Consider the following 20,791-nt stretch of genomic DNA (forward strand, 5'->3'; position numbering starts at 1 on the left):
CAACCTCTACTTGAAGGTGAAACTCCTGTTCAGTGCGCGATTCCGCACGCACCGAAGGTAGGTGGCGCAGGGCCGCGATCGGGAACCGACGCGCCGGGGTCGGCGCGGATCGTCGGCGTCAGCCGACGGAGACGGAGCCGGGCACCGAGACGTCGATCCGGTGCTGACCCTTCGCGACCCTCACGAGGGCCGCGGCGAGAGCCGCAGCCTTCGCGGGCCCGTCGTCGGCGCTCCCCCACACCACGGTGCGGCCGTGCTGCAGGGTGAGCGTCACGTCGTCGGCCGTCCGCGCCCCGACGGTCGTCACCTGGCTGCGCAGGGCCGCGGGCAGCGTCGCCAGCACGGCGGCCGCGGCCCCGAACCCGGTGCTGCCGGGCTGCGCGGTGACGAGCGGGACGACCGGCAGCCGGGTCGCGGATGCGCGAAGCGCCACGCCCGCGGCGTCGACGAGCGCGTACCCGCCGGCGGTCCGCACCTGCGCGACGGCGGTGCGCGCCACCACCCGCACGGCGAGCGTGCCGGGTGGGAGGCGGGCGACGGTGAAGCTCGCCACCCCGGCGACCGACCCGATCCGCCGGGTGAGGGCCGCCTCGTCGACGAGCGCGATCGGCACCCCGACCTCCCCGGCGAGGGCCTGCCGCACCTGCCCGGACAGCGCCGCATCGGCGCCGGTCACGGTGACGGTGCGGACGGCGAAGGCCGGTGACACGGCGAGCAGCACGGGCGTCGCGACGGAGACCACGAGGAAGCCGGCCGCCGCGCCGATGAGGATGCGGCGCCGCCGCATGGCACGGGTGAAGCGGCGCACCTCGGACGACTCGGCCCGACGCCGCTCGGCGACGGCCCGGCGGATGCGCTTCCGGTCGGCGCGGAGCACGGAGCGCCCGATCGGGGTCGGGAGCGTCGGCGGTGGCGCGGGCGGCGCCACCACGTCGGTCGGTCGCCTCACCGGTGCAGCGGGGCCGCGGCCTCCCGCGACCCGAGGGCCGAGAGGATCTGCGGGACGATCCGGTACACGGATCCGCAGCCGAGGGTGATCACGAAGTCGCCCGGCCGGGCGAGCTCGGCGACGCGCTCGGCGGCCGCCTGCCAGTCCGGGACGTAGTCGACCGCGGAGGCCTCGCGGAAGCGGCTGGAGACGAGCTCGCCGGTCACGCCGGGCACGGGGTCCTCGCGGGCGCCGTCGACGTCGAGCACGATCGTGTGGTCCGCGGTGCGTTCGAGCACCTCGGCGAAGCGCGGTGCCATGGCCTGCGTCCGCGAGTAGAGGTGCGGCTGGTGCACGGCAAGGATCCGCCCGTCGCCGACGACGGTGCGCGCCGCGGTGAGGGCGGCGTCCACCTCGGCGGGCAGGTGGGCGTAGTCGTCGTAGACGCTGATCCCGTTCACCCTGCCCTGCATGTCGAACCGACGGCCGGTGCCACCGAACCGCGCGACCGCGTCCGCGGACTCCTGCAGGCCGAACCCGAGGCCGAGCAGCACCGCGACGGCGCCCGCGGCGTTCAGCACGTTGTGCCGCCCCGCGATCCGCAGCCGGAGGCGCGCCGACGCCCCGTCCGCGGTCAGCACGCCCTCGGCCTGCCCATCCGTGCGGATGTCGGAGACGCGCACGTCGGCGCCGGCGTCCTCGCCGTAGGTGCGGACGCGCTGCCCGCGCACCCGGTCCCGCACGCGCCGGGCGCCGGGGTCGTCGGCGTTGATGACCAGCAGCTCGGACGCCTGCGCGCCGAACGTCACGAAGGCGTCGTCGAACGCCTCGGCCGTGCCGTAGTGGTCCAGGTGGTCGGCGTCGACGTTCAGCACGAGCGCGACGGCCGTGTCGTAGAGCAGGAAGGACCCGTCCGACTCGTCGGCCTCGACCACGAACACGTCGCCGCCACCGATCCGGGAGGAGGCGCCGAAGTCCTTGATCACGCCGCCGTCCACGAAGCTCGGGTCGGCACCCAGGGCGTCGAGCGCGACCGCGAGCATCCCTGTCGTCGTGGTCTTGCCGTGCGCGCCGGCGACGGAGACGAGCCGGTCGCCGCCGATCAGCGCCTTCAGCGCGTGCGAGCGGTGCAGCACCGGGATGCCGCGGCGGCGCGCCTCGGCGAGCTCGGGGTTGTCCGGCCAGAGGGCGCTCGTCACGACGACCGCGTCGACCTCGCTGACGTGCTCGGCGGCGTGGCCGATCGAGATCGTGGCGCCGAGGTCGCGGAGCATGTCCGTGTTCGCGTTGCGGCCGCGGTCCGATCCGGACACCGTCGCGCCGCGGGCGAGGAAGAGGCGGGCGATGCCGCTCATCCCGGCGCCGCCGACGCCGACGAAGTGCACGCGCTCCAGCCGATCCGGGATCGGCACGGTGAGATCCGGCTTGATCGTCATGCGCGGAACCCTACGCGGGACCCTGCCGGAAGCACGCTGCGGGCGAGGCGCGCCATCCGCTCGGCGCCGTCCCGCACGCCGTTGCCGCCGGCCGCCGCAGCCATGCGGGCGATGCGATCCCGGTCGGCGAGCAGCGGCAGCACGACGCGGGCGAAGGTCTCGGGCGTGAACTCGGCGTCGGGCACGAGGATCGCGCCCCCTGCCTCCACCACGCCGGCGGCGTTGAAGCGCTGCTCGCCGTTGCCGACGGCATAGGGCACGTAGACCGCGGGCAGGCCGAGCGCGGCGAGCTCGCTCACGGTCGATGCCCCGGCCCGCGAGACGGCGAGGTCGGCAGCGGAGAGCACGAGGTCCATCCGATCCGCGTACGGGAGCATCCGGTAGCCGGGCAGCCCCGGGTCCTGCACCTCGGTGCGCTCCCCCGCGAGGTGCAGCACCTGCCAGCCCGCGGCGAGCACCGCCTCGGCGCTCGCGACGGCGGTGCGGTTCAGGCGTTCCGCCCCGAGGGAGCCGCCGGTGACGAGCAGCACGGGCGCGTCGGCGTCGAGGCCGAGCTCGGCGCGGGCCTCGGCGCGCCGGGCGGTGCGGTCGAGGTCGGCGATCTCCCGTCGCAGCGGCATCCCGGTGACCTCCGCGTGCGGCAGCGGCGTGCCGGCGAAGGTGACCCCGACGGCCCGGGTGAGACGGGCGCCGAGCCGGTTCGCGAGGCCCGGCTTCGCGTTCTGCTCGTGGATCGCGAAGGGCACGCGCGAGCGCCGGGCGGCGAGGTAGGCGGGCGCCGCGGCGTAGCCGCCGAAGCCGATCACGCCGTCGATCCCCCGGGCGCGCAGGTACCGGCGGGTGAGGCCGATCGAGCCGACGACGGCCCGCGGGAAGCGCAGCGCCGCGCGGTTCGGCCGGCGCGGGAACGGCAGGCGCGGGATGACGAGCAGCTCGTACCCCCGCTGCGGCACGAGCCGTGCCTCGAGCCCCTCTGCGGTGCCGAGCACGAGCACCTCGTCGCCGGTCGCCGTCAGCGCGTCGGCGACGGCGAGCAGCGGGTTGACGTGGCCGGCGGTGCCGCCGCCGGCGAGCACCCAGCGGCTCATCCGCGGCTCCCGGTGCGGGCGCCGCCCCTCGACGGATGATCGGCCGCGGCTCCCCCGGCCTGCGGTTCGGGGACCTGGTTGGCGAGCGCCATCAGGCAGCCGACCGCGAGCAGGTTGGCGATCATCGAGGATCCTCCGGACGAGATGAAGGGCAGCGGCACTCCGAAGACGGGCGCGATGCCGAGCACGACGGCGATGTTCGCGAACGCCTGCCCCACGAGCCACGCGAGCACCATCCCCGACGCCGCACGGGTGAAGCGGTCAGGGGTGCTCGTGTAGATGCGCAGCGCGACGACGGTCAGCGCGACGAACAGGGCGAGCAGCACGAGCAGGCCGACGAGGCCGGTCTCCTCGCCGATGATCGCGAGGATGAAGTCGTTGTCGGCCTCGGGCAGCCAGAACCACTTCGACACCGAGTTGCCGATCCCGACGCCGAACAGGCCGCCGTTCGCGAGCGCCCAGGTCGCCTGCGTCGACTGCCAGCAGGTCCCGAGCACGTCGTTGCCGCAGCCGGACTGCCAGGCGAGGATGCGGTCGACGCGGGAGCCGCGCGTGACGGCCCCCACCACCATCACCGACGACACGAGCAGGCCGTAGGCGCCGAGCACCGGCCAGCGGACCCCGGCGAAGAACATCCCGGCGAAGACGATGCCGCCGATGATCAGCGAGGTGCCGAGGTCCTTGCCGAGCAGCACCGAGCCGATCGCCAGGCCGGATGGCAGCAGCACCGGCGCCAGGTCGAGCACGCCGAGGCGCTCCGCCTTCTTCCGCGCGAAGAACGCCGCGAGCACCAGCACGAGGCCGAGCTTCACGAACTCGGACGGCTGCACGCTCGTGCCGGCGATGCGGATCCAGTTCCGGTTGCCGTTCACGGACGTGCCGAGCGGGGTGAGCACCGTGAGCAGCTGGAGCACGAGCGCGCCGGCGAACACGTAGGGCGCCGAGACGAGCAGGAGCCGCGGCCGCGCGCGGGACACGAGCAGCATGGCCGCGACGCCGACGCCCTCCGCCATGGCCTGCTTGCCGAAGTCGAAGTAGGGGTTGCCGAGGTCCTGGCCCTGCTCGACGGACGACGCGGACAGCACCATCACGAGCCCGAACACGCCGAGGAAGAGGGTGACCGCACCGAGGGCGTAGTAGTTGCCGGTGCCCACCTTCGGCAGCGGCGGCAGGGCGATCCGGAAGGTCGGCGGCCGCCGCTTCCCGAACAGGGGCACGACCGGCGCCGTGGGGCCCTCGATCGCGGTGTCGGTCTCCATCCGGTCTCCTCGTCCTACGACGCGGCCGCGCGCACCGCCTCCGCGAAGCGTCTGCCCCGGTCGCCGTAGTCGGTGAACTGGTCCATGGACGCGGCGGCCGGTGCGAGCAGGACGACGTCGCCGGGCGACGCCAGCTCCAGCGCCGCGCGGACGGCCTCGGCCATCACGTCGTCAGTCTCCCCCGCGGTCACCTCGGCGACCGGGACGCCCGGCGCGTGTCGCTCGAGCGCGGCGAGGAAGGCGGACCGGTCGGTCCCGATGAGCACGACGCCCGCCAGCCGCTCGGCCGCGGCACCGACCAGCGGGGCGACGTCGACGCCCTTCGTGAGGCCCCCGGCCACCCAGACGACCCGCTCGAAGGCCCCGAGCGAAGCCGCCGCGGCGTGCGGGTTCGTCGCCTTCGAGTCGTCGACGAACACGACGCCGTCGATCTCGCCGATCCGCTCGATGCGGTGCGGATCGAGGCGGAAGCTGCGCAGCGCCTCGCGGATGACGCGGGGTGCCACGCCGACCGCCCGGGCGAGCGCGGCGGCCGCGAGCACGTCCTCGACGACGTGCGGGGCATCGAGGCCCTGCTCCCGCAGCGCGTCGACGGTGGTGAGCTCCAGGGCCGACGAGGCCCGCTGGTCGAGGAAGGCCCGGTCGACGAGCACGCCGTCGACGACGCCCAGGTCCGAGACGGCCGGCACCCCGAGGGTGAAGCCGATGGCGCGGCAGCCCTCGACGACGTCGGCCTCGCGGACGAGCCGCTCGGTCGTCGCATCCGCCAGGTTGTAGACGCAGGCGATGCGGGTGCGCTCGTACACGCGGCCCTTCGCAGCGGCGTACGCCTCGAACGAGCCGTGCCAGTCGAGGTGGTCGTCAGCGACGTTGAGGCAGGCGCTCGCTACGGGCGCGACCTGCTCCATCCAGTGCAGCTGGTAGCTCGAGAGCTCGACGACGAGCACGTCGAAGCCCTGCGGATCGCGGACGGCGTCGAGCACCGGGACGCCGATGTTGCCGCAGGCCGCGACGCGGCGGCCGTCGGCGGCGAGCATCGCCGCGGCGAGTCGGGTGGTCGTCGTCTTGCCGTTCGTGCCCGTGATCGTGATCCACTCGGCGGGGTCGCCGGTCTTGTCGCGGAGCCGCCAGGCGAGCTCGACGTCGCCGATGACGGGGACGTCGCCCGCCGCCTGCAGCGCAGGGTCGTCCGGGTGGTAGCCGGGGCTCACGACGACGAGGTCGGGCTCGTGCGCGGCGAGCGCCGCGGCCTGGCCGGCCGGGTCGGCGGTGACGAGCCGGGCGCCGATCACGTCGAGCAGCTCGCGGCGCTCGTCCGTCGCGGCGCTCGCCGCGACCAGCACGTCGCAGCCGAGCTCGACCAGCGTGTCCGCCGCGGCGAACCCGGTGACACCCGCGCCGAGCACGACCACCTTCAGGCCCCGCCAGTCGGCGTGCCAGCCGGTCAGCCCGGCGATCCGCCCGGCGCTCACGGTCCCGTCCGGGTGAGCCACTCGAGGTAGAAGATGCCGACGCCGACGCCGGCCAGCAGCCCGGCGATGATCCAGAACCGGACGACGACGGTGACCTCCGCCCACCCCTTCAGCTCGAAGTGGTGGTGGAGCGGGCTCATCAGGAAGATGCGTCTGCCGCCGGTGACCTTGAAGTACGCCCGCTGCAGGATGACCGAGCCGGTGACGATGACGAACAGGCCGCCCGTGAACAGCAGGAGCAGCTCGGTGCGGCTGAACACCGCGAGGGCCGCCAGTGCGCCGCCGAGGGCGAGGGAGCCGGTGTCGCCCATGAAGAGCTGCGCGGGCGACGTGTTCCACCAGAGGAACCCGATGAGCGCGCCGGTGATGCACGCCGCGACCACGGCGAGGTCGAGCGGGTCACGCACGTCGTAGCACTTGAACGCGTTGTCCTGGATGAGGTCCGGGTTGCCGCAGGACTGGTTGAACTGCCAGAAGCCCATGATCACGTACGACCCGATCGCGAAGATCGATGCGCCGGTGGCGAGGCCGTCGAGGCCGTCGGCGACGTTCACGCCGTTCGAGGTGGCCGTGACGATCGCCCAGATCCACAGGACGAAGACGATCGTGCCGCCGGTGACGCCGAGCAGGAGCACGAAGTTCAGGGTGCTGCCGTTCGGCAGCACGTCACGGAGCAGGGAGACCGCGGTCGAGGCCGGCGTGACCCGCTCGGTCGCGGTGAGCTGCTTCGGGAACTGCAGCGCCAGCAGCGCGAACGCCGTGGCGACGAGGATCTGGCCCGCGATCTTCGCCCAGCCGCCGAGGCCGAGGCTGCGCTGGTGGCGGGTCTTCATGAAGTCGTCGGTGAAGCCGACGAGCCCGAGCCCGACCATCAGGAACAGCACGAGCAGCCCCGACTGGGTGACGCTCGTGTCACCGGTGAAGTGGCCGATGAAGTAGCCGAGGACGGACGCGAGGATGATCACGACCCCGCCCATGGTCGGCGTGCCGCGCTTCGCGTGGTGGGAGACGGGCCCGTCGTCGCGGATGAACTGCCCCCACTGCAGCCGCCGGAACATCCGGATGAACAGCGGCGTGAGGAAGAGGGTGAAGAGCAGCGAGACGGCGGCGCCGGTGAGCAGCGCCTGCACTAGGCGGTGCTCCCTGCGGAGGCGGTCGCCCAGCGCTCACCGATGCGGTCGCCCAGGTGCCGGAGCCCTGCGGAGTTCGACGACTTGACGAGCACGGTGTCGCCCGGCTCGATCATCGCGGCGAGCAGCGCCTCGGCCTCCTCCATCGTGGCGGCGTAGAGGCTCTCGCCGTCCCACGACCCCTGCGCGATCGCGGAGAGGTGGATGCGGCGGGCGCCCTCGCCGACGACGAGGAGCTGGTCCACGTCGAGGCGGACGGCGAGCAGGCCGATGCGGTCGTGCTCCTCCCCCGCGAGGTCGCCGAGCTCGCTCATCTCGCCGAGGACCGCGATGGAGCGGCCCGGCGCGATCTGCACGAGTGTCTTCAGCGCGGCGGCCATCGAGTCGGGCGACGCGTTGTAGGCGTCGTTGATGACGGTGACGGGGTCGGTGGCGAGCACCTCCATCCGCCAGCGCTCAGCACGCGTCACGGCCTGGAGGCCGGCGACGATGGTGTCGGCGTCGATGCCGAGCGCGTTGGCGGCGGCGGCCGCGGCGAGCGCGTTCGCGACGTGGTGCTCGCCGAGCACGGCGAAGGCGACCGGCCGGCGCTCGCCGTCGGGCAGCACGAGGTCGAAGCGGGTGCCGGCGGCGCTCGCGTCGATGTCGAGCGCGGTGACGTCGGCGCCCGGCGCGACGCCGAAGGTGACGACGCGGGCCGCGGTGACCTCGGCCATGCCCATCACGCGCGGGTCGTCGCGGTTCAGCACGGCGACGTCGGCCTCGGTGAGGTCGCGGACCATCTCCGACTTCGCCACCACAGTCTTCTCGATGCCGCCGAACTCGCCCGCGTGCGCGAGGCCGACCTTCAGCACGACGCCGACATCCGGATGCGCGAGCCCGACGAGCCTGGCGATGTCGCCGACGTGGCTCGCGCCCATCTCGGCGACGAGGAAGTCGGTGTCGAGCGTGAGCTCGAGCATGGTGAGCGGGCCGCCGACCTCGTTGTTGAACGAGGCGCGGGACGCGACGGTGCGGCCGGCGCGGCCGCAGATCTCCTTCAGCAGGTTCTTCGTCGTCGTCTTGCCGTTCGAGCCGGTGACGCCGACGATCTTCAGCCGGCCCTGCTCCTTGACACGGCGGACGACGAAGCCGGCAAGGGCCGCGAGGGCCTCGGTGGCGTCGGGGACGACGATCTGCGGCACCGCGAGCGGCAGCACGCGCTCGACGATGAGCAGCGCGGCGCCGGCCATGGCGGCCGCCTCGCCGAAGCGGTGGCCGTCGGTCGTCTCGCCGCGGCGGGCGACGAAGACGCCGCCGGGCACGAGGTCGCGGTTGTCGGTCTCCACCGGGCCGTCGACGATCGTCTCGGGCATGGCGCCGGAGGTGCCGAGCTCGAGCGCGCCGTCGACGGCGCGGGCGATCTCGGCGAGCGGAAGTGCGATCACGTGGGGTCCCCGCTACCGTTCGTCGATCCCGGCGAAGGCGGGCTCCCAGCCCGCCTCCTGCAGCGCGATGCGCGCGTCGGACCTCGCCGAGTACGGCAGCTTCACCCCCGCGACCTCCCGGTAGTTCTCGTGGCCGGGCCCAGCGTAGAGGATCGAGTCTCCGTCCCCGGCGAGCGAGACGGCCACCCGCACGGCCTCCCGGGGGTCGGGCACCTCGTGCAGCTCGCCGTCCGGACGGGCGGTGCGGGCGCCCTCCAGCAGGGCGGCGCGGATGGCGGCCGGGTCCTCGCTGCGCGGGTGGAAGTCGGTGATGACGACCGCATCCGACTCCCTGGCCGCGATGGCGCCCATGTCGAAGCGCTTCGTCGTGTCGCGGTCGCCGTCGGCGCCGAAGACCATCACGACGCGGCCGGGCGTGACGGCCTTCAGCGCCTTCAGCGTGGTGAGGAAGGCGTCGGGCGTGTGCCCGTAGTCGAGGTAGAACGCGGGGCCGCGGTCGCCGGAGAGCCGCTCGATCCGGCCGGGGATGAAGGCGTCGATGCCGCCGTCGCGGGCGGTCGCGTGCTCGATCTCGCCGAGATCGATGCCGCCCTCGACGAGCATCACGATCGCGAGCGCCGCGTTGGCGGCCATGTAGGCGCCGAAGAACGGCACGGAGGTGGTCAGCGACCGGCCGTCGGGCGCGGTGAGCGTGAAGGTGGTGCGGTCGGCCCGCTCCTCGACGACGACGACGTGCCAGTCGGCGGCCGCGTCACCGAGCGCGATCGTCGCGATCGGGATGCGGGACTCGTCCGCGATCCGCCTGCCCCACTCGCCGTCGACGAGCACCACGCCGCGGGACGCCCGGTCGGGGTCGAACAGCTGCAGCTTCGCCGCGTAGTAGGTCTCCATGTCGGCGTAGTCGTCGAGGTGGTCGTGCGAGAGGTTCGTGAAGCCCGCGACGTCGAACAGCACGCCGTCGACGCGGTGCCGGGTGAGCGCCTGCGCGGAGACCTCGATGGCGGCGGCGCGGACGCCCGCCTCCTTCATCCGCGCGAGCATCGCGTGCAGGTCGCTGGCCTCGGGCGTCGTGAGGTGCGAGTCGAGGCGCACGTCGCCGATGCGCCGCTCCGCCGTCGAGGTGAGCGCGGCGAGCACCCCGAGCTGCCCGAGCAGCCCGTCGAGCAGGTGCACGACGGAGGTCTTGCCGTTCGTGCCGGTGACCGCGTAGAGGGTCGGCAGGCCGTCGTCGGTGCGGTAGACGAACGAGGACACCGCCCCGAGCGCCGCGCGCGGCTCCGCCGTGACGAGCACCGGGACGTCCGCCTCCCGGGCCGCGGCGAGGCCGGCCGGGTCGGTGAGCACCGCGACAGCGCCGCCTGCGACCGCCTCGGCGGCGAACGACGCGCCGTGGACGTTGCGGCCGGGCAGCGCGACGTACAGGTCGCCGTCCTCGACCGCCTTGGAGGAGATCGCGACACCGGTCACCTCGACCTCGCCGGGGTCCCCCGCTGCCGTCTCGAATCCGAACTCGTCGGCCAGCCGTGCGAGCGACCGGGGAACCGGATGCTCGGGCCGGAGCGAAGCCTCGCTCACGCCATCCCCTTCACTTCGGTCCCGTCACCAGCTCGTCGGCAGGTCCGGCGACCTCGTGCCCGACGGGACCACGTCGTGCTGCTGCAGCACCCGTGCCATCACCTGACGGAGGACCGGCGCCGTCGCCTGCGACGTGTTCATCTTAGAAGGCGCGTCCAGATCGACGTAGACGACGTACTTCGGATGATCGGCCGGCGCGACGCCGGCCATGGAGACGAGGAAGCCCTTCGCGTAGGAGCCCCGGCCGTCGGACTCCTGCGCCGTGCCGGTCTTGATGCCGACCCGGTACCCCGGGATCCTCACGTCGGCGGCGAGCCAGCCCTTCGTCGCCACGTTCTCGAGCATCGACACGGTCGACCGGGCCGCGGATGCGCTGACGACCCGGGACGGGCTGCTCACGGCGGGCTTCGTGACGGTGCCGTCGGCGGCCGTGCAGCTGTCGACGAGCCGCACCGGCTCCTTCACGCCGCCGTTCGCGATCGTCGCGTAGGCGCTCGCCATCTGCACGGCGGTGGTCGTGAGGCCCTGCCCGAACATCGTCGCGAGCCGGGACTGCGGATCCCACCTCGGCGCCCCGACGCCGAGGTCGCCCGACGCCTCCGCGCCGAAACGCACGTCCGTCGGGGTGCCGAAGCCGAACCGCTGGAGGTAGCGGTACCGCATGGCGTCGGCCATCCGGGAGCCGAGCAGCGACATCCCGGTGTTGCTCGACTGGACCAGCACGCCGGTGAGGGTGAGCCGCTCGGCGCCGTGGTACTCGCTGTCGTTGACGTTCGCGCCGCCGGCGACGAGCCTGTACGGCGCCGTCACCTCCGAGCGCGGGGTCGCGAGCCCGGCGTCGAGCAGGGCGGCGGAGGTGATCGACTTCATCGTGGAGCCCGGCTCGAACGGCGCGGTGAAGGCGCGGGAGCCGAGGGCGGCGGTGTCGCGGGAGGCGGTCGCGTTCACGTCGTTCGGGTCGACCGTCGGCCAGTCCGCGACGGCGAGCAGCTTGCCGGTCGCGACCTCCTCGACGACGACGGAGCCCCACTTCGCGCCGGTCTGCTTCGCCCGGGCGGCGAGCACCTGCTGGGCGTACCACTGCAGGTCGCGGTCGATCGTGAGCCGCACGGTGCCGCCGGGCTTCGCGGCCTTCTCGACGACGGCGCTGCCCGGGATCGCCGTGCCGTCGAGCGCGCTCTCGTACTGGGTCACGCCGTCGGAGCCCGCGAGGCAGGCGTTGTCGGAGTACTCGAGGCCGGCCTGCGGCTGGCCCTGCGCGCCGACGAAGCCGACGATGTTGCCGGCGACGGCGCCGCTCGGATAGACCCGCTTGCCGGTCTGCTGGTAGTAGAGCCACGGGACGTCGAGGGCCTTCACCTTCGTCAGCGCCGCGAGCGTCACGGACCTCGCCACGACGGCGTAGTCGGAGGTCGGGTCCGCGGTGAGCCGGCCGACGATCGCGGCGGACCCGACGCCGAGCGCGGCGGCGATCCGCTTCCCGGCGGCCGGCACGCCGCCCCCTGCCGCCGCGAGCCGCGGCGACGCGGTGATCGTGTAACGCGGCACGGTCGTGGCGAGCTGCACGCCGGAGGCGTCGAGGATGTCGCCGCGCACCCCGGGGACGTCGACCCTCTGGCTGCGCCGGTCCTTCGACTCGGCCCGCAGCGCGCTCGCGTGCACCACCTGCACGTCGACGAGGTGGACGAGGAACACGGCCGCCGAGACGACCACCAGCAGCAGCACGATGGCGGGCCGGAGGCGCGCGGCGCGGCGCGTGCGTCGCATCGCTCCCCCTCCGTGCACGGCCGGGACCCGGCCTCCCGGCACGCTACGCGAGCGGGCGGCGGGTGCCGTCAGCCCGCCCCGGCGTGCCGTCAGCGGGTGAGCAGGGCGTCCGGCACGGCCCCCGTCGAGGTGCCCGTGGCCGCGACCGACCGCGCGCCGAGCACCTTCCCGGAGCGGGTGAGGTACGCGGGCACGTCCTGCGGGACCATCCCGAGCGCCGCAGCACGCGCCGCGAGGTGCTGCGGAGCGGCGAGCGTCTGGAGCTGCTCCGTGCGCACCACCTGCTCGCGGGACAGCTCGACGGAGCGCTCCTGCAGCGACTGCAGGCGGAAGGCGCCGTCGGCGGTGCCGATCGAGAGCAGGAGCTGCGCCGCGAGGACGCAGCCGACGCCGACGACGATCACCGAGGCGCCGAGGACCTTCGGCCGGACGGACGGCCGCGGGACCGCGAGCGGTTCAGCGGATGGCGCCCGTTCCGGCGCGAACGACGCCGTCGGGACGATCGGCCTGTGGACAGGGTCGAACGCGAGTGCAGAGCTCATCAACAGTCCCCCAACTGTTCGGTACTCCAAAGCCGCCCGTGACGGGCGGTGTTCCGGCGATCACGCGTTCCCCCGAACGCGTTCCGCCGACCGGAGCCGCACGGATGCGGCTCTCGGATTCCTCTCGACCTCCACAGGATCCGCCCCGGGGGCTCCCCGGGTCAGCATGCGGAAGGTCGGGGCCGACTCCTCCGGCTCGACCGGCAGTCCCCGAGGGGCGGTCGAGACCGTGCGGGCGGTGATCGCCCGCTTGACGATGCGGTCCTCGAGCGAATGGTAGGACAGCACGACGATCCGTCCCCGGATTGCCAGCGCGTCCAGCGCGGCGGGCACCGCGCGCTCGAGCACCTCGAGCTCGCGGTTCACCTCGATCCGCAGGGCCTGGAAGACGCGTTTGCCCGGATGGCCGGCGCCTTTCAGCGCCGCGGGCGTGGCCGCGTCGAGCACGGCGACGAGGTCGCCCGACCGGGTCAGCGGCGTGTCCGCGCGGGCCTGGACGATCGCCCGCGCGTAGCGGCCGGCGAGCCGCTCCTCGCCGTAGACCCGGAAGATGCGGGCGAGCTCGCCCTCGGAGAAGGTGGCGAGCACGTCGGCGGCGGTGCGCGGCTCGTCCGGGTCCATCCGCATGTCGAGCGGGGTGTCACGGGCGTAGCTGAAGCCGCGGTCGTCGGTGTCGAGCTGCATCGAGGAGACGCCGAGGTCGAACAGCACCCCGTCGACGGCGTCGAGGCCGAGGTCGTCGAGCACCTCGGAGATCCGGTCGTACACGGCGTGCACGAGCCGGGCCCGGTCGCCGTAGGGCGCGAGGCGCAGGGCGGTGAGCGCGAGCGCGTTCGGGTCGCGGTCGATGCCGACGACGGTGACGCCCGGGAAGCGGGCGAGCATCGCCTCGGCGTGGCCGCCGAGGCCGAGCGTCGCGTCGACGACGACGGCGCCGTCGTGCGCGAGGGCCGGGGCGAGGAGGTCGAGGGTGGGCTCGAGGAGCACCGGGACGTGGAGCGATGTGGTCATGGGCGCGCGCCCCGCTCCGCTCGGGCCCGTGCTGCCGGATCCCCATCCGTGTTCCCGACCTGCCACCGGGGAAGTGTGTCAGGGCGGGCTGTGGAACCTGGACCTGCCACCGGGGAAGTGGTGTCAGGGCCTTCGGTCACGGCTGGGAGTCGAGCGGCACGGGCCTAGAGGATCCCGGGGACCACCTCCCCCGCGGTGTCGGCGAAGGCGTCCTCGTGCTCGGCGAGGTAGCGCTCCCACGCGGCGGCGTCCCAGATCTCGACCCGGTCGCCGACGCCGAGGACCGCGAGCTCGCGCTCGAGCCCCGCGTAGCTGCGGAGCGCAGGCGGGATGGTCACACGACGCTGCTTGTCGGGCGTCTCGTCATGGGCGCCCGAGAGGAAGACGCGCAGGTAGTCGCGGGCGCCGCGGCTCGTGACCGGGGCCTGACGGATGCGGTCGTGCATCGAGGCGAACTCCGCCGCGCTGAACACGTAGATGCAGCGCTCCTGCCCGCGGGTCATGACGACGCCATCGGCGAGGTCGTCCGCGAACTTGGCCGGCAGGATGATCCGCCCCTTCTCGTCGAGTCTGGGCGCGTAGGTACCGAGGAACACGGCACCCCACCCCCTCACGCGGTGCTGGTCTGATCCCCCACATTACTCCACAGCCCTCCACTCCGCCTACCGCGAAGGGCGCATCCGAGGCGCTTCCTCCCCTCAACTGGGGACAGGAGGACGGCGCGCCGCTCGCATGCGGGCGCGCGCGGACGCGGCGGAGCCGCGGATGCGCTCGTCACCGCCCGGCGGGGAGCGATGTGGAGCGGGAACGACGAAGCCCCGCTCGACCTGGCGGTCGGCGGGGCTTCGGGAAGAAGGGGTGAGGAGGTCAGGACTGGCGGCGGCGCTCCCAGCGGGCGGCGAGCCGCTCCATGAACGAGCCGCGACGTCGCGGCGCGCCCGAGAAGCCGGCTCGACGGCGCGGCGTGCCGACCGCGAGCAGCACGCCCGCGAACATGGCGATGAAGCCGAGGACCCCGACGGGCCAGGCGTGGAGGAGGACACCACCGAGGAGGACCCCGACACCCGCGATCGCGAGCAGCACGCCCCCGATCAGGGCCGTGTAGTTCACGCCGGTGCGCACGCGGCCGACGGCCGCCACGAAGTCGGCGTCGCCGTGATAGAGACTGCGCTCCATCTCGTCGAGAAGTCGCTGCTCCTGCTCGGAAAGTGGCATCCGGATCCCTCTTCTCCCGAATGATGCTTCGGCACTCGACCGTCGACTGGGGCGAGTGTACCTGCGGGCCCCACGGCTAGGCTAGGCGGTATGAGCGCCGGTGCAAGGCTCGTGGATCTCGTGCAAGCGCGGATCGACGAGTTCCTCGACCAGCGCAGTCCGATTCTCGCCGCGATCGCCGACGACACGGCGCCGTTCGAGCGCTTTTCGCGGGACTTCCTAAGATTCGGGAAGCGCTACCGGGCGCGGTTCTGCTACTGGGGCTGGCAGGCCGTGCAGGGCTTCGACGGGGTCGACGACCCGTTCGGTGACGCCGGCCGCCGCGACCTCCCCGCCGTCATCGGTGCGGCCGCCGCGCTGGAGCTGTTCCACGCCGCGGCGCTCGTCCACGACGACCTCATCGACGCCTCCGACACCCGCCGCGGCATGCCCGCCGCGCACCGCCTGTTCGAGCGCGAGCACCGCGAGCGCAACTGGGTCGGCGACGCCACCCGGTTCGGGATGTCGTCCGGACTGCTGCTCGGCGACCTGCTGCTCGTGTGGAGCGACGAGCTGTTCGCCGAGTCGATCGACCGGCTCGGCGACCGGGACGACGCCCGCGCCGCGCGCGTCGAGTTCAACCGGATGCGCACCGACGTCACGGCCGGCCAGTACCTCGACATCGTGGCCGAGGCCGCCTGGCCCGACGTGCCGGACGAGCAGGCGCTCGAGGTCGCGGAGCGGGTGATCGTCTACAAGTCCGCGAAGTACTCCATCGAGGCGCCGCTCGCGATCGGCGCGAGCCTCGGCGGCGCGAGCATGGCCCAGCTGTCGGCCCTCCGCGACTTCGGTCTCCCCCTCGGCGTCGCCTTCCAGCTGCGCGACGACCTGCTCGGCGTCTTCGGCGACAGCGAGGTCACCGGCAAGCCCGCCGGCGACGACCTGATCGAGGGCAAGCGCACCGTGCTGATCGCCCTCGCCCGGCAGACGCTGCCACCGTCGGCCAAGCGCACGGTGGACGAGCTCCTCGGCGACCCCGAGCTCGACGGCGACCAGGTGCAGGCGCTGCAGGAGACCATCCGCGCGTCCGGTGCGATCGACGCGGTCGAGCGGATGATCACCATGAACGTGGAGCGGGCGCTCGACGCACTGGAGGACGCCCCGCTCACCGCCGACGCCCGCGACGCGCTCTCCTCGCTCGCCGACTCGGTGAGCGTCCGCACGGCGTAGCCGCTGCCTTTCGGCCTGAAGCCCCGTCCCGGCCGTAGGCATCCGTCCAGCATGTAGGCCGAATCACGCGTGTCGTCCCTACGCCCGGCACATCCCCCTACACGTGGGACCGACGCGCCCAGGCGGCCCCCACATCCCTCCCTGCCCACGCCCCTGCCACGAAGGCCCGCACCGGCATCCGCCGTGCACGCGCCTCAGCCGCCCGCCCCGGTCCCGGCCGTAGGCATCCGTCCAGCATGTACACCGAATCACGCGTGTCGCCCCTACGCCCGGCGCGATGCCCTACGGCCGGGACGCGATGCTAGAGCGCGAGCGCCTGCGCCACGCGCCGCACCTCGGCCTTGCGGCCGGCGCGGAGCGCGTCGATCGGCGCGGCGCCGAGGCTGTCCTCGGCGTCGAGCAGCCACGCGACCGCGCCGTCGTCGTCGAAGCCGCTGTCCCCGAGCAGGATCGCGGTGCCGCGCAGCTCGGGCATCGGCTCGCCGTCGCGGAGGAACACCTCCGGGATGCGGAGCACGCCGTCCCGGCGGGCGGCCAGCAGGTACTTGTCCTCGAGCAGGCGCCGCACCCGGGCCGGTGTGGTTCCGAGCCGCTCGGCGACATCCGGAACCGTCAACCAGACCCGCTCATCCGCACCGCTCATCCCCCCAGGATGCCAAACCGGTTCGGTTCGCAATTGTTTCCGACATGTAAACTCATTTCACACCGGCCACGTGCGTTGACTCGTTTCGCTTCTGCTGCAACAGTGCACCCAACGCCCCCTCGGGGGAAGGGGCGGGAGAAGGAAGGCGATGAGCTCGACACTGTCCGAGGGCGGACCGGTGGTCGCGCAGCCGATGACGCGGGGGCGTCACGCGGCGGTGCGGCCGAAACGCCGGTTGCGTGCTCTCGGCTCGATCGCCAGATCGATCCAGGTGCCGGTCCCGGCCCCGGTCTCGAGACGCTCGGATGAGCGTCGGACCGGGCCGGCACCGGATCGACCGTCCGCACCCGCGGTCACGCCGGCCGCGAAGGCCGACACGCTCGAGGTCGCCGTGCTCGCGGGCGAGACCGTCAGCGACGTCGCCGCGCGCCACGGCGTGAGCACCGCGTCCCTGATCGCGCTGAACGGGCTCAGCTGGCGATCCGACGTCGCCGAGGGCGACCTGCTGCTCGTCAAGGCAGCCCCGAAGCCCGCCGCGCAGCCGCTGCCGTCCGTGCGCACCCACGAGGTGCGTGCCGGCGAGACGGCCGCCGCCATCGCCGCCCGCCACGGCGTCGGCGTCGCCGCCCTGCTGCTCGCCAACGGGCTGTCCCGGGGCGCGGAGCCCCTGCCCGGGACCGTGCTCGTGCTGCCGGATGCCGCGCGGCGCCCCACCGGCGACGCACTGGCGCTCACCGGCGACATGCTCGCGAACGCCGAGGCGATCGCCGCGGTCGCCCGCGTGCTCGACGCGCCGCACGACGCCCTCGTGATCGCCCTCGCCGCCGCGATGCAGGACTCGTCGCTGCGCAACCTCGACTTCGGCGAGGACGACGGCGTCGGCCTCTTCCAGCAGCGGCCGAGCCGCGGATGGGGCGACGCCGCCGGCCTGCTCGACCCGCGCCGCGCCGCGCTCGCCTTCTTCCTCGGCGACGAGCACGGGGCCGTCGGCCTGCTCGGCACGCCGGGCTGGGAGCTCATGGGCGTCGGCGAGGCCGCCTGCACCGTGCAGCAGCTCTCGACGGCCGCCGCGTACGCGAAGTGGGAGCGCTGCGCCCGCGAGTGGGCCGCCCGGCTCATCCGAGCCTGATCCCGATCCGGGGCCACGCCGGGGCAGGGCGCCCTGTCCGACCGGTGATGCTCCATACACTGCTGGCGTGACCGCGGCGCCTCCCGATCCCATGGTCGGCCGCCTCCTCGACGGTCGGTACCAGGTGCGCGCCCGGATCGCCCGCGGCGGGATGGCGACGGTCTACCTCGCCACCGACCTGCGCCTCGACCGCCGCGTCGCGGTGAAGATCATGCATCCGCACCTCGCGGACGACGCGAACTTCCGCGACCGCTTCATCCAGGAGGCCCGCAGCGCCGCGCGCCTCGCCCACACCAACGTGGTCAACGTCTTCGACCAGGGCCAGGACGACGGCCTCGCCTACCTGGTGATGGAGTACCTGCAGGGCATCACGCTCCGCGACCTGCTCGGCGAGTACGGCCGGCTCACCGCCGACCAGACGATGGACATCCTCGAGGCGGTGCTCGCCGGGCTCGTCGCCGCGCACAAGGCCGGGATCATCCACCGCGACCTGAAGCCCGAGAACGTGCTCCTCGCGGACGACGGACGGATCAAGATCGGCGACTTCGGCCTCGCCCGCGCCGCCACGAGCCACACCGCCAGCGGCCAGGCGCTGCTCGGCACGATCGCGTACCTCTCCCCCGAGCTCGTCACCCGGGGCATCGCGGACACCCGCAGCGACATCTACGCGGTCGGGATCATGATGTACGAGATGCTCGTCGGCGAGCAGCCGTTCCGCGGCGAGCAGCCGGTGCAGATCGCCTACCAGCACGCGAACGACTCCGTGCCCGCGCCGAGCCTGAAGAACCCCGAGGTGCCGGCCGCGCTCGACGACCTGACGCTGTGGGCCACCGCGCGCGACCCCGAGCAGCGGCCGCGCGACGCCCGCGCCATGCTCGACCAGCTGTTCGAGACGCAGCACCTCATCCGCGAGGGCCGCGGCGGCACCGGCCCGCAGCAGCGCACGACCGTGCTGCCGGCCGCCACGACGCGGATCGCCCCGGTGGAGCCGAAGGCGCCCCGGCCACGGGAGCGCACCGCCGCCGTTCCCGTCGGCGCCCCCACCCGCCTCGCCCTCGCCGCGGCGCGCGCGAAGAAGCGCGGCACCTGGGCGTTCGTCGCCGTGCTCGTCGCGGGCCTGCTCGCCGGTGGGGCCGGATGGTATCTCGGGGGTCCCGGCAATCCCGCCGCGGGCCATGCGGCGGCTGACACCGCGCAGCCCGACGTGGCGCTCGCCGGAGCGACCGTGCCCACCGTGCCGGTGCCGGCCGTCGCCGGCGAGACGGCGTCCGCCGCGACACGGCTGCTCGAGTCCGCCGGGTTCCGGCTCGCGAGCGCCGAGCATGTGGCATCCCGCCGCCCCGCCGGCCGCGTCGTCCGGGTCGACGCCACCGACGGCACCGCACTCCCCCGGCTCGCCGCGCTCCCGCGGCACACCCGCGTGCGGCTGGTCGTCTCGGCCGGCCCCGCGGACTGACGCAGCCTCCCCACATCCGCCGTTTTCAGGACTTCCGGCACGCCACGCCGCGCTCGACGGCCGGACGTCCTGAATTCCGGCGGCGGATCCTGAAAACGTCGGATCCGCCGACGCCGCGCTACCGGCGGGTGAGCTCCTCGGCGACGAGGAACGCGAGCTCGAGCGACTGCATGTGGTTCAGCCGCGGGTCGCAGAGCGACTCGTAGCGGCTCGCGAGGTCGGCCTCGTCGATGTGCTCCGAGCCGCCGAGGCACTCGGTGACGTCGTCACCGGTGAGCTCGATGTGGATCCCGCCCGGCCAGGTGCCCGCGGCGCGGTGGGCGGCGAAGAAGCCCTGCACCTCGTCGACGACGTCGTCGAAGCGCCGCGTCTTGTACCCGGTCGGGGTCGTGATGCCGTTGCCGTGCATCGGGTCGGTGATCCAGAGCGGCGTCGACGCGAACCGCTTCGAGGCCTCGAGCAGCGGCGGCAGCGCGTCCCGGATGCGGCCGGCCCCCATCCGCGTGATGAGGGTCAGCCGGCCCGGCTCGCGGTCGGGGTCGAGCAGGTCGACGATGCGCTCGAGCTCGTCGGGCGTCACCGACGGGCCGAGCTTCACGCCGATCGGGTTCCGGATGCGGGAGACGAAGTCGAGGTGCGCGTGGCCGAGCGCGCGGGTGCGCTCCCCCACCCAGACGAAGTGCGCCGAGGTGTCGACGGGCGTGCCGTTGCGCGAGTCGATGCGGGTCATCGCCCGCTCGTACTCCATCAGCAGCGCCTCGTGGGCGGTGTAGAACTCCACGCGCTTCAGCTCGTCGAAGTCGGCGCCCGCCGCCTCCATGAAGCGCACCGCGCGGTCGATCTCGGAGGCGAAGACCTCGTACCGCTGGTTCGCCGGGTTCGCCGCGAAGCCGCGGTTCCAGCTGTGCACCTGGCGGAGGTCGGCGAAGCCGCCCTGCGTGAACGCCCGCACCAGGTTCAGGGTCGCTGCGGCCGTGTGGTAGCCGCGGACGAGGCGGCCGGGATCGGGGCGGCGCGACTCGGCGGTGAAGTCGTAGCCGTTGACGATGTCACCGCGGTAGGCCGGCAGGGTCGTGCCGTCGCGGGTCTCGGTCTCGCTCGAGCGGGGCTTGGCGAACTGACCCGCCATCCGGCCCATCTTCACGACCGGCACCGAGGCGCCGTAGGTGAGCACGACGGCCATCTGCAGGATCGTCTTCACCCGGGCGCGGATCTGGTCCGCGGTCGCGCCGGCGAACGTCTCGGCGCAGTCGCCGCCCTGGAGCACGAACGCCCGGCCCTCGGCCGCCGCCGCGAGGCGGGTGCGGAGCTGGTCGATCTCACCGGCGAACACGAGCGGCGGCATCGTGGCGATCTCCGCCGCGGCGGCACGCGCGCCCTCCGAATCCGGCCACGCGGGCTGCTGGTCGATGGGCAGCGTGCGCCAGTGGTCGAGGCCCGCGAGCACGCCGGGGCGCGCGGCGACCACGGGTTCGGTGGAGTCGATCACTCGGTTCCCCTCAGG

General features: G+C 73.7%; 17 protein-coding genes and 1 pseudogene. 3 read left to right on the forward strand and 15 right to left on the reverse strand.

Going from position 1 to position 20,791, the window contains the following annotated elements:
* Window positions 1-118: 118 nt before the first annotated feature.
* The 13 genes from VIG76_RS09075 to VIG76_RS09135 form a co-directional block, all read right to left on the reverse strand.
* Complete coding sequence (locus tag VIG76_RS09075) at window positions 119-949, reverse strand: cell division protein FtsQ/DivIB (protein WP_331953342.1); 831 nt, start codon at window positions 947-949, stop codon at window positions 119-121.
* On the reverse strand, window positions 946-2,364 hold the full coding sequence (gene murC, locus VIG76_RS09080) for a UDP-N-acetylmuramate--L-alanine ligase (RefSeq protein WP_331953344.1): 1,419 nt from the start codon (window positions 2,362-2,364) through the stop codon (window positions 946-948). The genes VIG76_RS09075 and murC overlap by 4 nt, the downstream gene beginning before the upstream one ends.
* Window positions 2,361-3,452 (reverse strand): UDP-N-acetylglucosamine--N-acetylmuramyl-(pentapeptide) pyrophosphoryl-undecaprenol N-acetylglucosamine transferase, encoded by a 1,092-nt coding sequence (locus VIG76_RS09085; RefSeq protein ID WP_331953346.1) that lies wholly within the window; start codon window positions 3,450-3,452, stop codon window positions 2,361-2,363. The genes murC and VIG76_RS09085 overlap by 4 nt, the downstream gene beginning before the upstream one ends.
* Window positions 3,449-4,711, reverse strand: coding sequence for an FtsW/RodA/SpoVE family cell cycle protein (locus tag VIG76_RS09090; RefSeq protein WP_331953348.1), 1,263 nt, complete (start codon window positions 4,709-4,711; stop codon window positions 3,449-3,451). Before VIG76_RS09090 ends, VIG76_RS09085 begins: the two co-directional genes overlap by 4 nt.
* Before the next feature lie 14 nt (window positions 4,712-4,725).
* Complete coding sequence (gene murD / locus VIG76_RS09095; RefSeq protein ID WP_414640626.1) at window positions 4,726-6,204, reverse strand: UDP-N-acetylmuramoyl-L-alanine--D-glutamate ligase; 1,479 nt, start codon at window positions 6,202-6,204, stop codon at window positions 4,726-4,728.
* Window positions 6,180-7,313, reverse strand: coding sequence for a phospho-N-acetylmuramoyl-pentapeptide-transferase (gene mraY / locus VIG76_RS09100; protein WP_331953352.1), 1,134 nt, complete (start codon window positions 7,311-7,313; stop codon window positions 6,180-6,182). The genes murD and mraY overlap by 25 nt, the downstream gene beginning before the upstream one ends.
* On the reverse strand, window positions 7,313-8,740 hold the full coding sequence (locus VIG76_RS09105) for a UDP-N-acetylmuramoyl-tripeptide--D-alanyl-D-alanine ligase (RefSeq protein ID WP_331953354.1): 1,428 nt from the start codon (window positions 8,738-8,740) through the stop codon (window positions 7,313-7,315). Before VIG76_RS09105 ends, mraY begins: the two co-directional genes overlap by 1 nt.
* 12 nt (window positions 8,741-8,752) lie before the next feature.
* Window positions 8,753-10,315: a Mur ligase family protein gene (locus VIG76_RS09110; RefSeq protein ID WP_331953356.1), complete on the reverse strand. Its 1,563-nt coding sequence runs from the start codon at window positions 10,313-10,315 to the stop codon at window positions 8,753-8,755.
* A 24-nt stretch (window positions 10,316-10,339) separates the two neighbouring features.
* Window positions 10,340-12,082: a peptidoglycan D,D-transpeptidase FtsI family protein gene (locus VIG76_RS09115; RefSeq protein ID WP_331953359.1), complete on the reverse strand. Its 1,743-nt coding sequence runs from the start codon at window positions 12,080-12,082 to the stop codon at window positions 10,340-10,342.
* Between the two features lie 89 nt (window positions 12,083-12,171).
* Window positions 12,172-12,624: a cell division protein FtsL gene (gene ftsL / locus VIG76_RS09120; protein WP_331953361.1), complete on the reverse strand. Its 453-nt coding sequence runs from the start codon at window positions 12,622-12,624 to the stop codon at window positions 12,172-12,174.
* A gap of 60 nt (window positions 12,625-12,684) precedes the next feature.
* On the reverse strand, window positions 12,685-13,635 hold the full coding sequence (gene rsmH, locus VIG76_RS09125; protein WP_331953363.1) for a 16S rRNA (cytosine(1402)-N(4))-methyltransferase RsmH: 951 nt from the start codon (window positions 13,633-13,635) through the stop codon (window positions 12,685-12,687).
* A gap of 164 nt (window positions 13,636-13,799) precedes the next feature.
* The gene (gene mraZ, locus VIG76_RS09130; RefSeq protein WP_331953528.1) at window positions 13,800-14,231 is read right to left on the reverse strand and encodes a division/cell wall cluster transcriptional repressor MraZ; all 432 of its coding nucleotides are present in this window, start codon (window positions 14,229-14,231) and stop codon (window positions 13,800-13,802) included.
* Between the two features lie 271 nt (window positions 14,232-14,502).
* Window positions 14,503-14,850, reverse strand: coding sequence for a DUF3040 domain-containing protein (locus tag VIG76_RS09135; RefSeq protein WP_331953365.1), 348 nt, complete (start codon window positions 14,848-14,850; stop codon window positions 14,503-14,505).
* A gap of 90 nt (window positions 14,851-14,940) precedes the next feature.
* On the opposite strand from VIG76_RS09135, the gene VIG76_RS09140 reads away from it, so the two are divergent.
* Window positions 14,941-16,059, forward strand: a complete 1,119-nt coding sequence (locus tag VIG76_RS09140) for a polyprenyl synthetase family protein (RefSeq protein WP_331953367.1) — start codon at window positions 14,941-14,943, stop codon at window positions 16,057-16,059.
* A gap of 301 nt (window positions 16,060-16,360) precedes the next feature.
* Here VIG76_RS09140 and VIG76_RS09145 read toward each other — a convergent pair whose 3' ends face one another.
* The gene (locus VIG76_RS09145) at window positions 16,361-16,702 is read right to left on the reverse strand and encodes an Rv2175c family DNA-binding protein (protein WP_331953369.1); all 342 of its coding nucleotides are present in this window, start codon (window positions 16,700-16,702) and stop codon (window positions 16,361-16,363) included.
* 148 nt (window positions 16,703-16,850) lie between these two features.
* Here VIG76_RS09145 and VIG76_RS09150 point away from each other — a divergent pair, with 148 nt between their 5' ends.
* Together VIG76_RS09150 and VIG76_RS09155 are read left to right on the forward strand one after the other, a co-directional pair.
* Complete coding sequence (locus tag VIG76_RS09150) at window positions 16,851-17,831, forward strand: LysM peptidoglycan-binding domain-containing protein (RefSeq protein WP_331953371.1); 981 nt, start codon at window positions 16,851-16,853, stop codon at window positions 17,829-17,831.
* Window positions 17,832-17,898: 67 nt separating this feature from the next.
* Window positions 17,899-19,212: pseudogene (locus tag VIG76_RS09155) on the forward strand (protein kinase domain-containing protein); the annotation flags it as partial.
* 193 nt (window positions 19,213-19,405) lie between these two features.
* Here VIG76_RS09155 and VIG76_RS09160 read toward each other — a convergent pair.
* Window positions 19,406-20,776, reverse strand: a complete 1,371-nt coding sequence (locus VIG76_RS09160; protein WP_414640627.1) for a class II 3-deoxy-7-phosphoheptulonate synthase — start codon at window positions 20,774-20,776, stop codon at window positions 19,406-19,408.
* Window positions 20,777-20,791: the final 15 nt, after the last annotated feature.

Origin of the sequence: Amnibacterium sp., from assembly GCF_036559085.1 — a bacterium.
Lineage (GTDB): Bacteria > Actinomycetota > Actinomycetes > Actinomycetales > Microbacteriaceae > Amnibacterium.

Bases quoted from the DNA above. Each gene is read 5' to 3' on its own strand.
- murC (WP_331953344.1), bottom strand. From the start codon at position 2,364: ATGACGATCAAGCCGGATCTCACCGTGCCGATCCCGGATCGGCTGGAG.
- VIG76_RS09085 (WP_331953346.1), bottom strand. From the start codon at position 3,452: ATGAGCCGCTGGGTGCTCGCCGGCGGCGGCACCGCCGGCCACGTCAAC.
- VIG76_RS09090 (WP_331953348.1), bottom strand. From the start codon at position 4,711: ATGGAGACCGACACCGCGATCGAGGGCCCCACGGCGCCGGTCGTGCCC.
- VIG76_RS09115 (WP_331953359.1), bottom strand. From the start codon at position 12,082: ATGCGACGCACGCGCCGCGCCGCGCGCCTCCGGCCCGCCATCGTGCTG.
- ftsL (WP_331953361.1), bottom strand. From the start codon at position 12,624: ATGAGCTCTGCACTCGCGTTCGACCCTGTCCACAGGCCGATCGTCCCG.
- rsmH (WP_331953363.1), bottom strand. From the start codon at position 13,635: ATGACCACATCGCTCCACGTCCCGGTGCTCCTCGAGCCCACCCTCGAC.
- VIG76_RS09135 (WP_331953365.1), bottom strand. From the start codon at position 14,850: ATGCCACTTTCCGAGCAGGAGCAGCGACTTCTCGACGAGATGGAGCGC.
- VIG76_RS09140 (WP_331953367.1), top strand. From the start codon at position 14,941: ATGAGCGCCGGTGCAAGGCTCGTGGATCTCGTGCAAGCGCGGATCGAC.
- VIG76_RS09145 (WP_331953369.1), bottom strand. From the start codon at position 16,702: ATGAGCGGTGCGGATGAGCGGGTCTGGTTGACGGTTCCGGATGTCGCC.
- VIG76_RS09150 (WP_331953371.1), top strand. From the start codon at position 16,851: ATGAGCTCGACACTGTCCGAGGGCGGACCGGTGGTCGCGCAGCCGATG.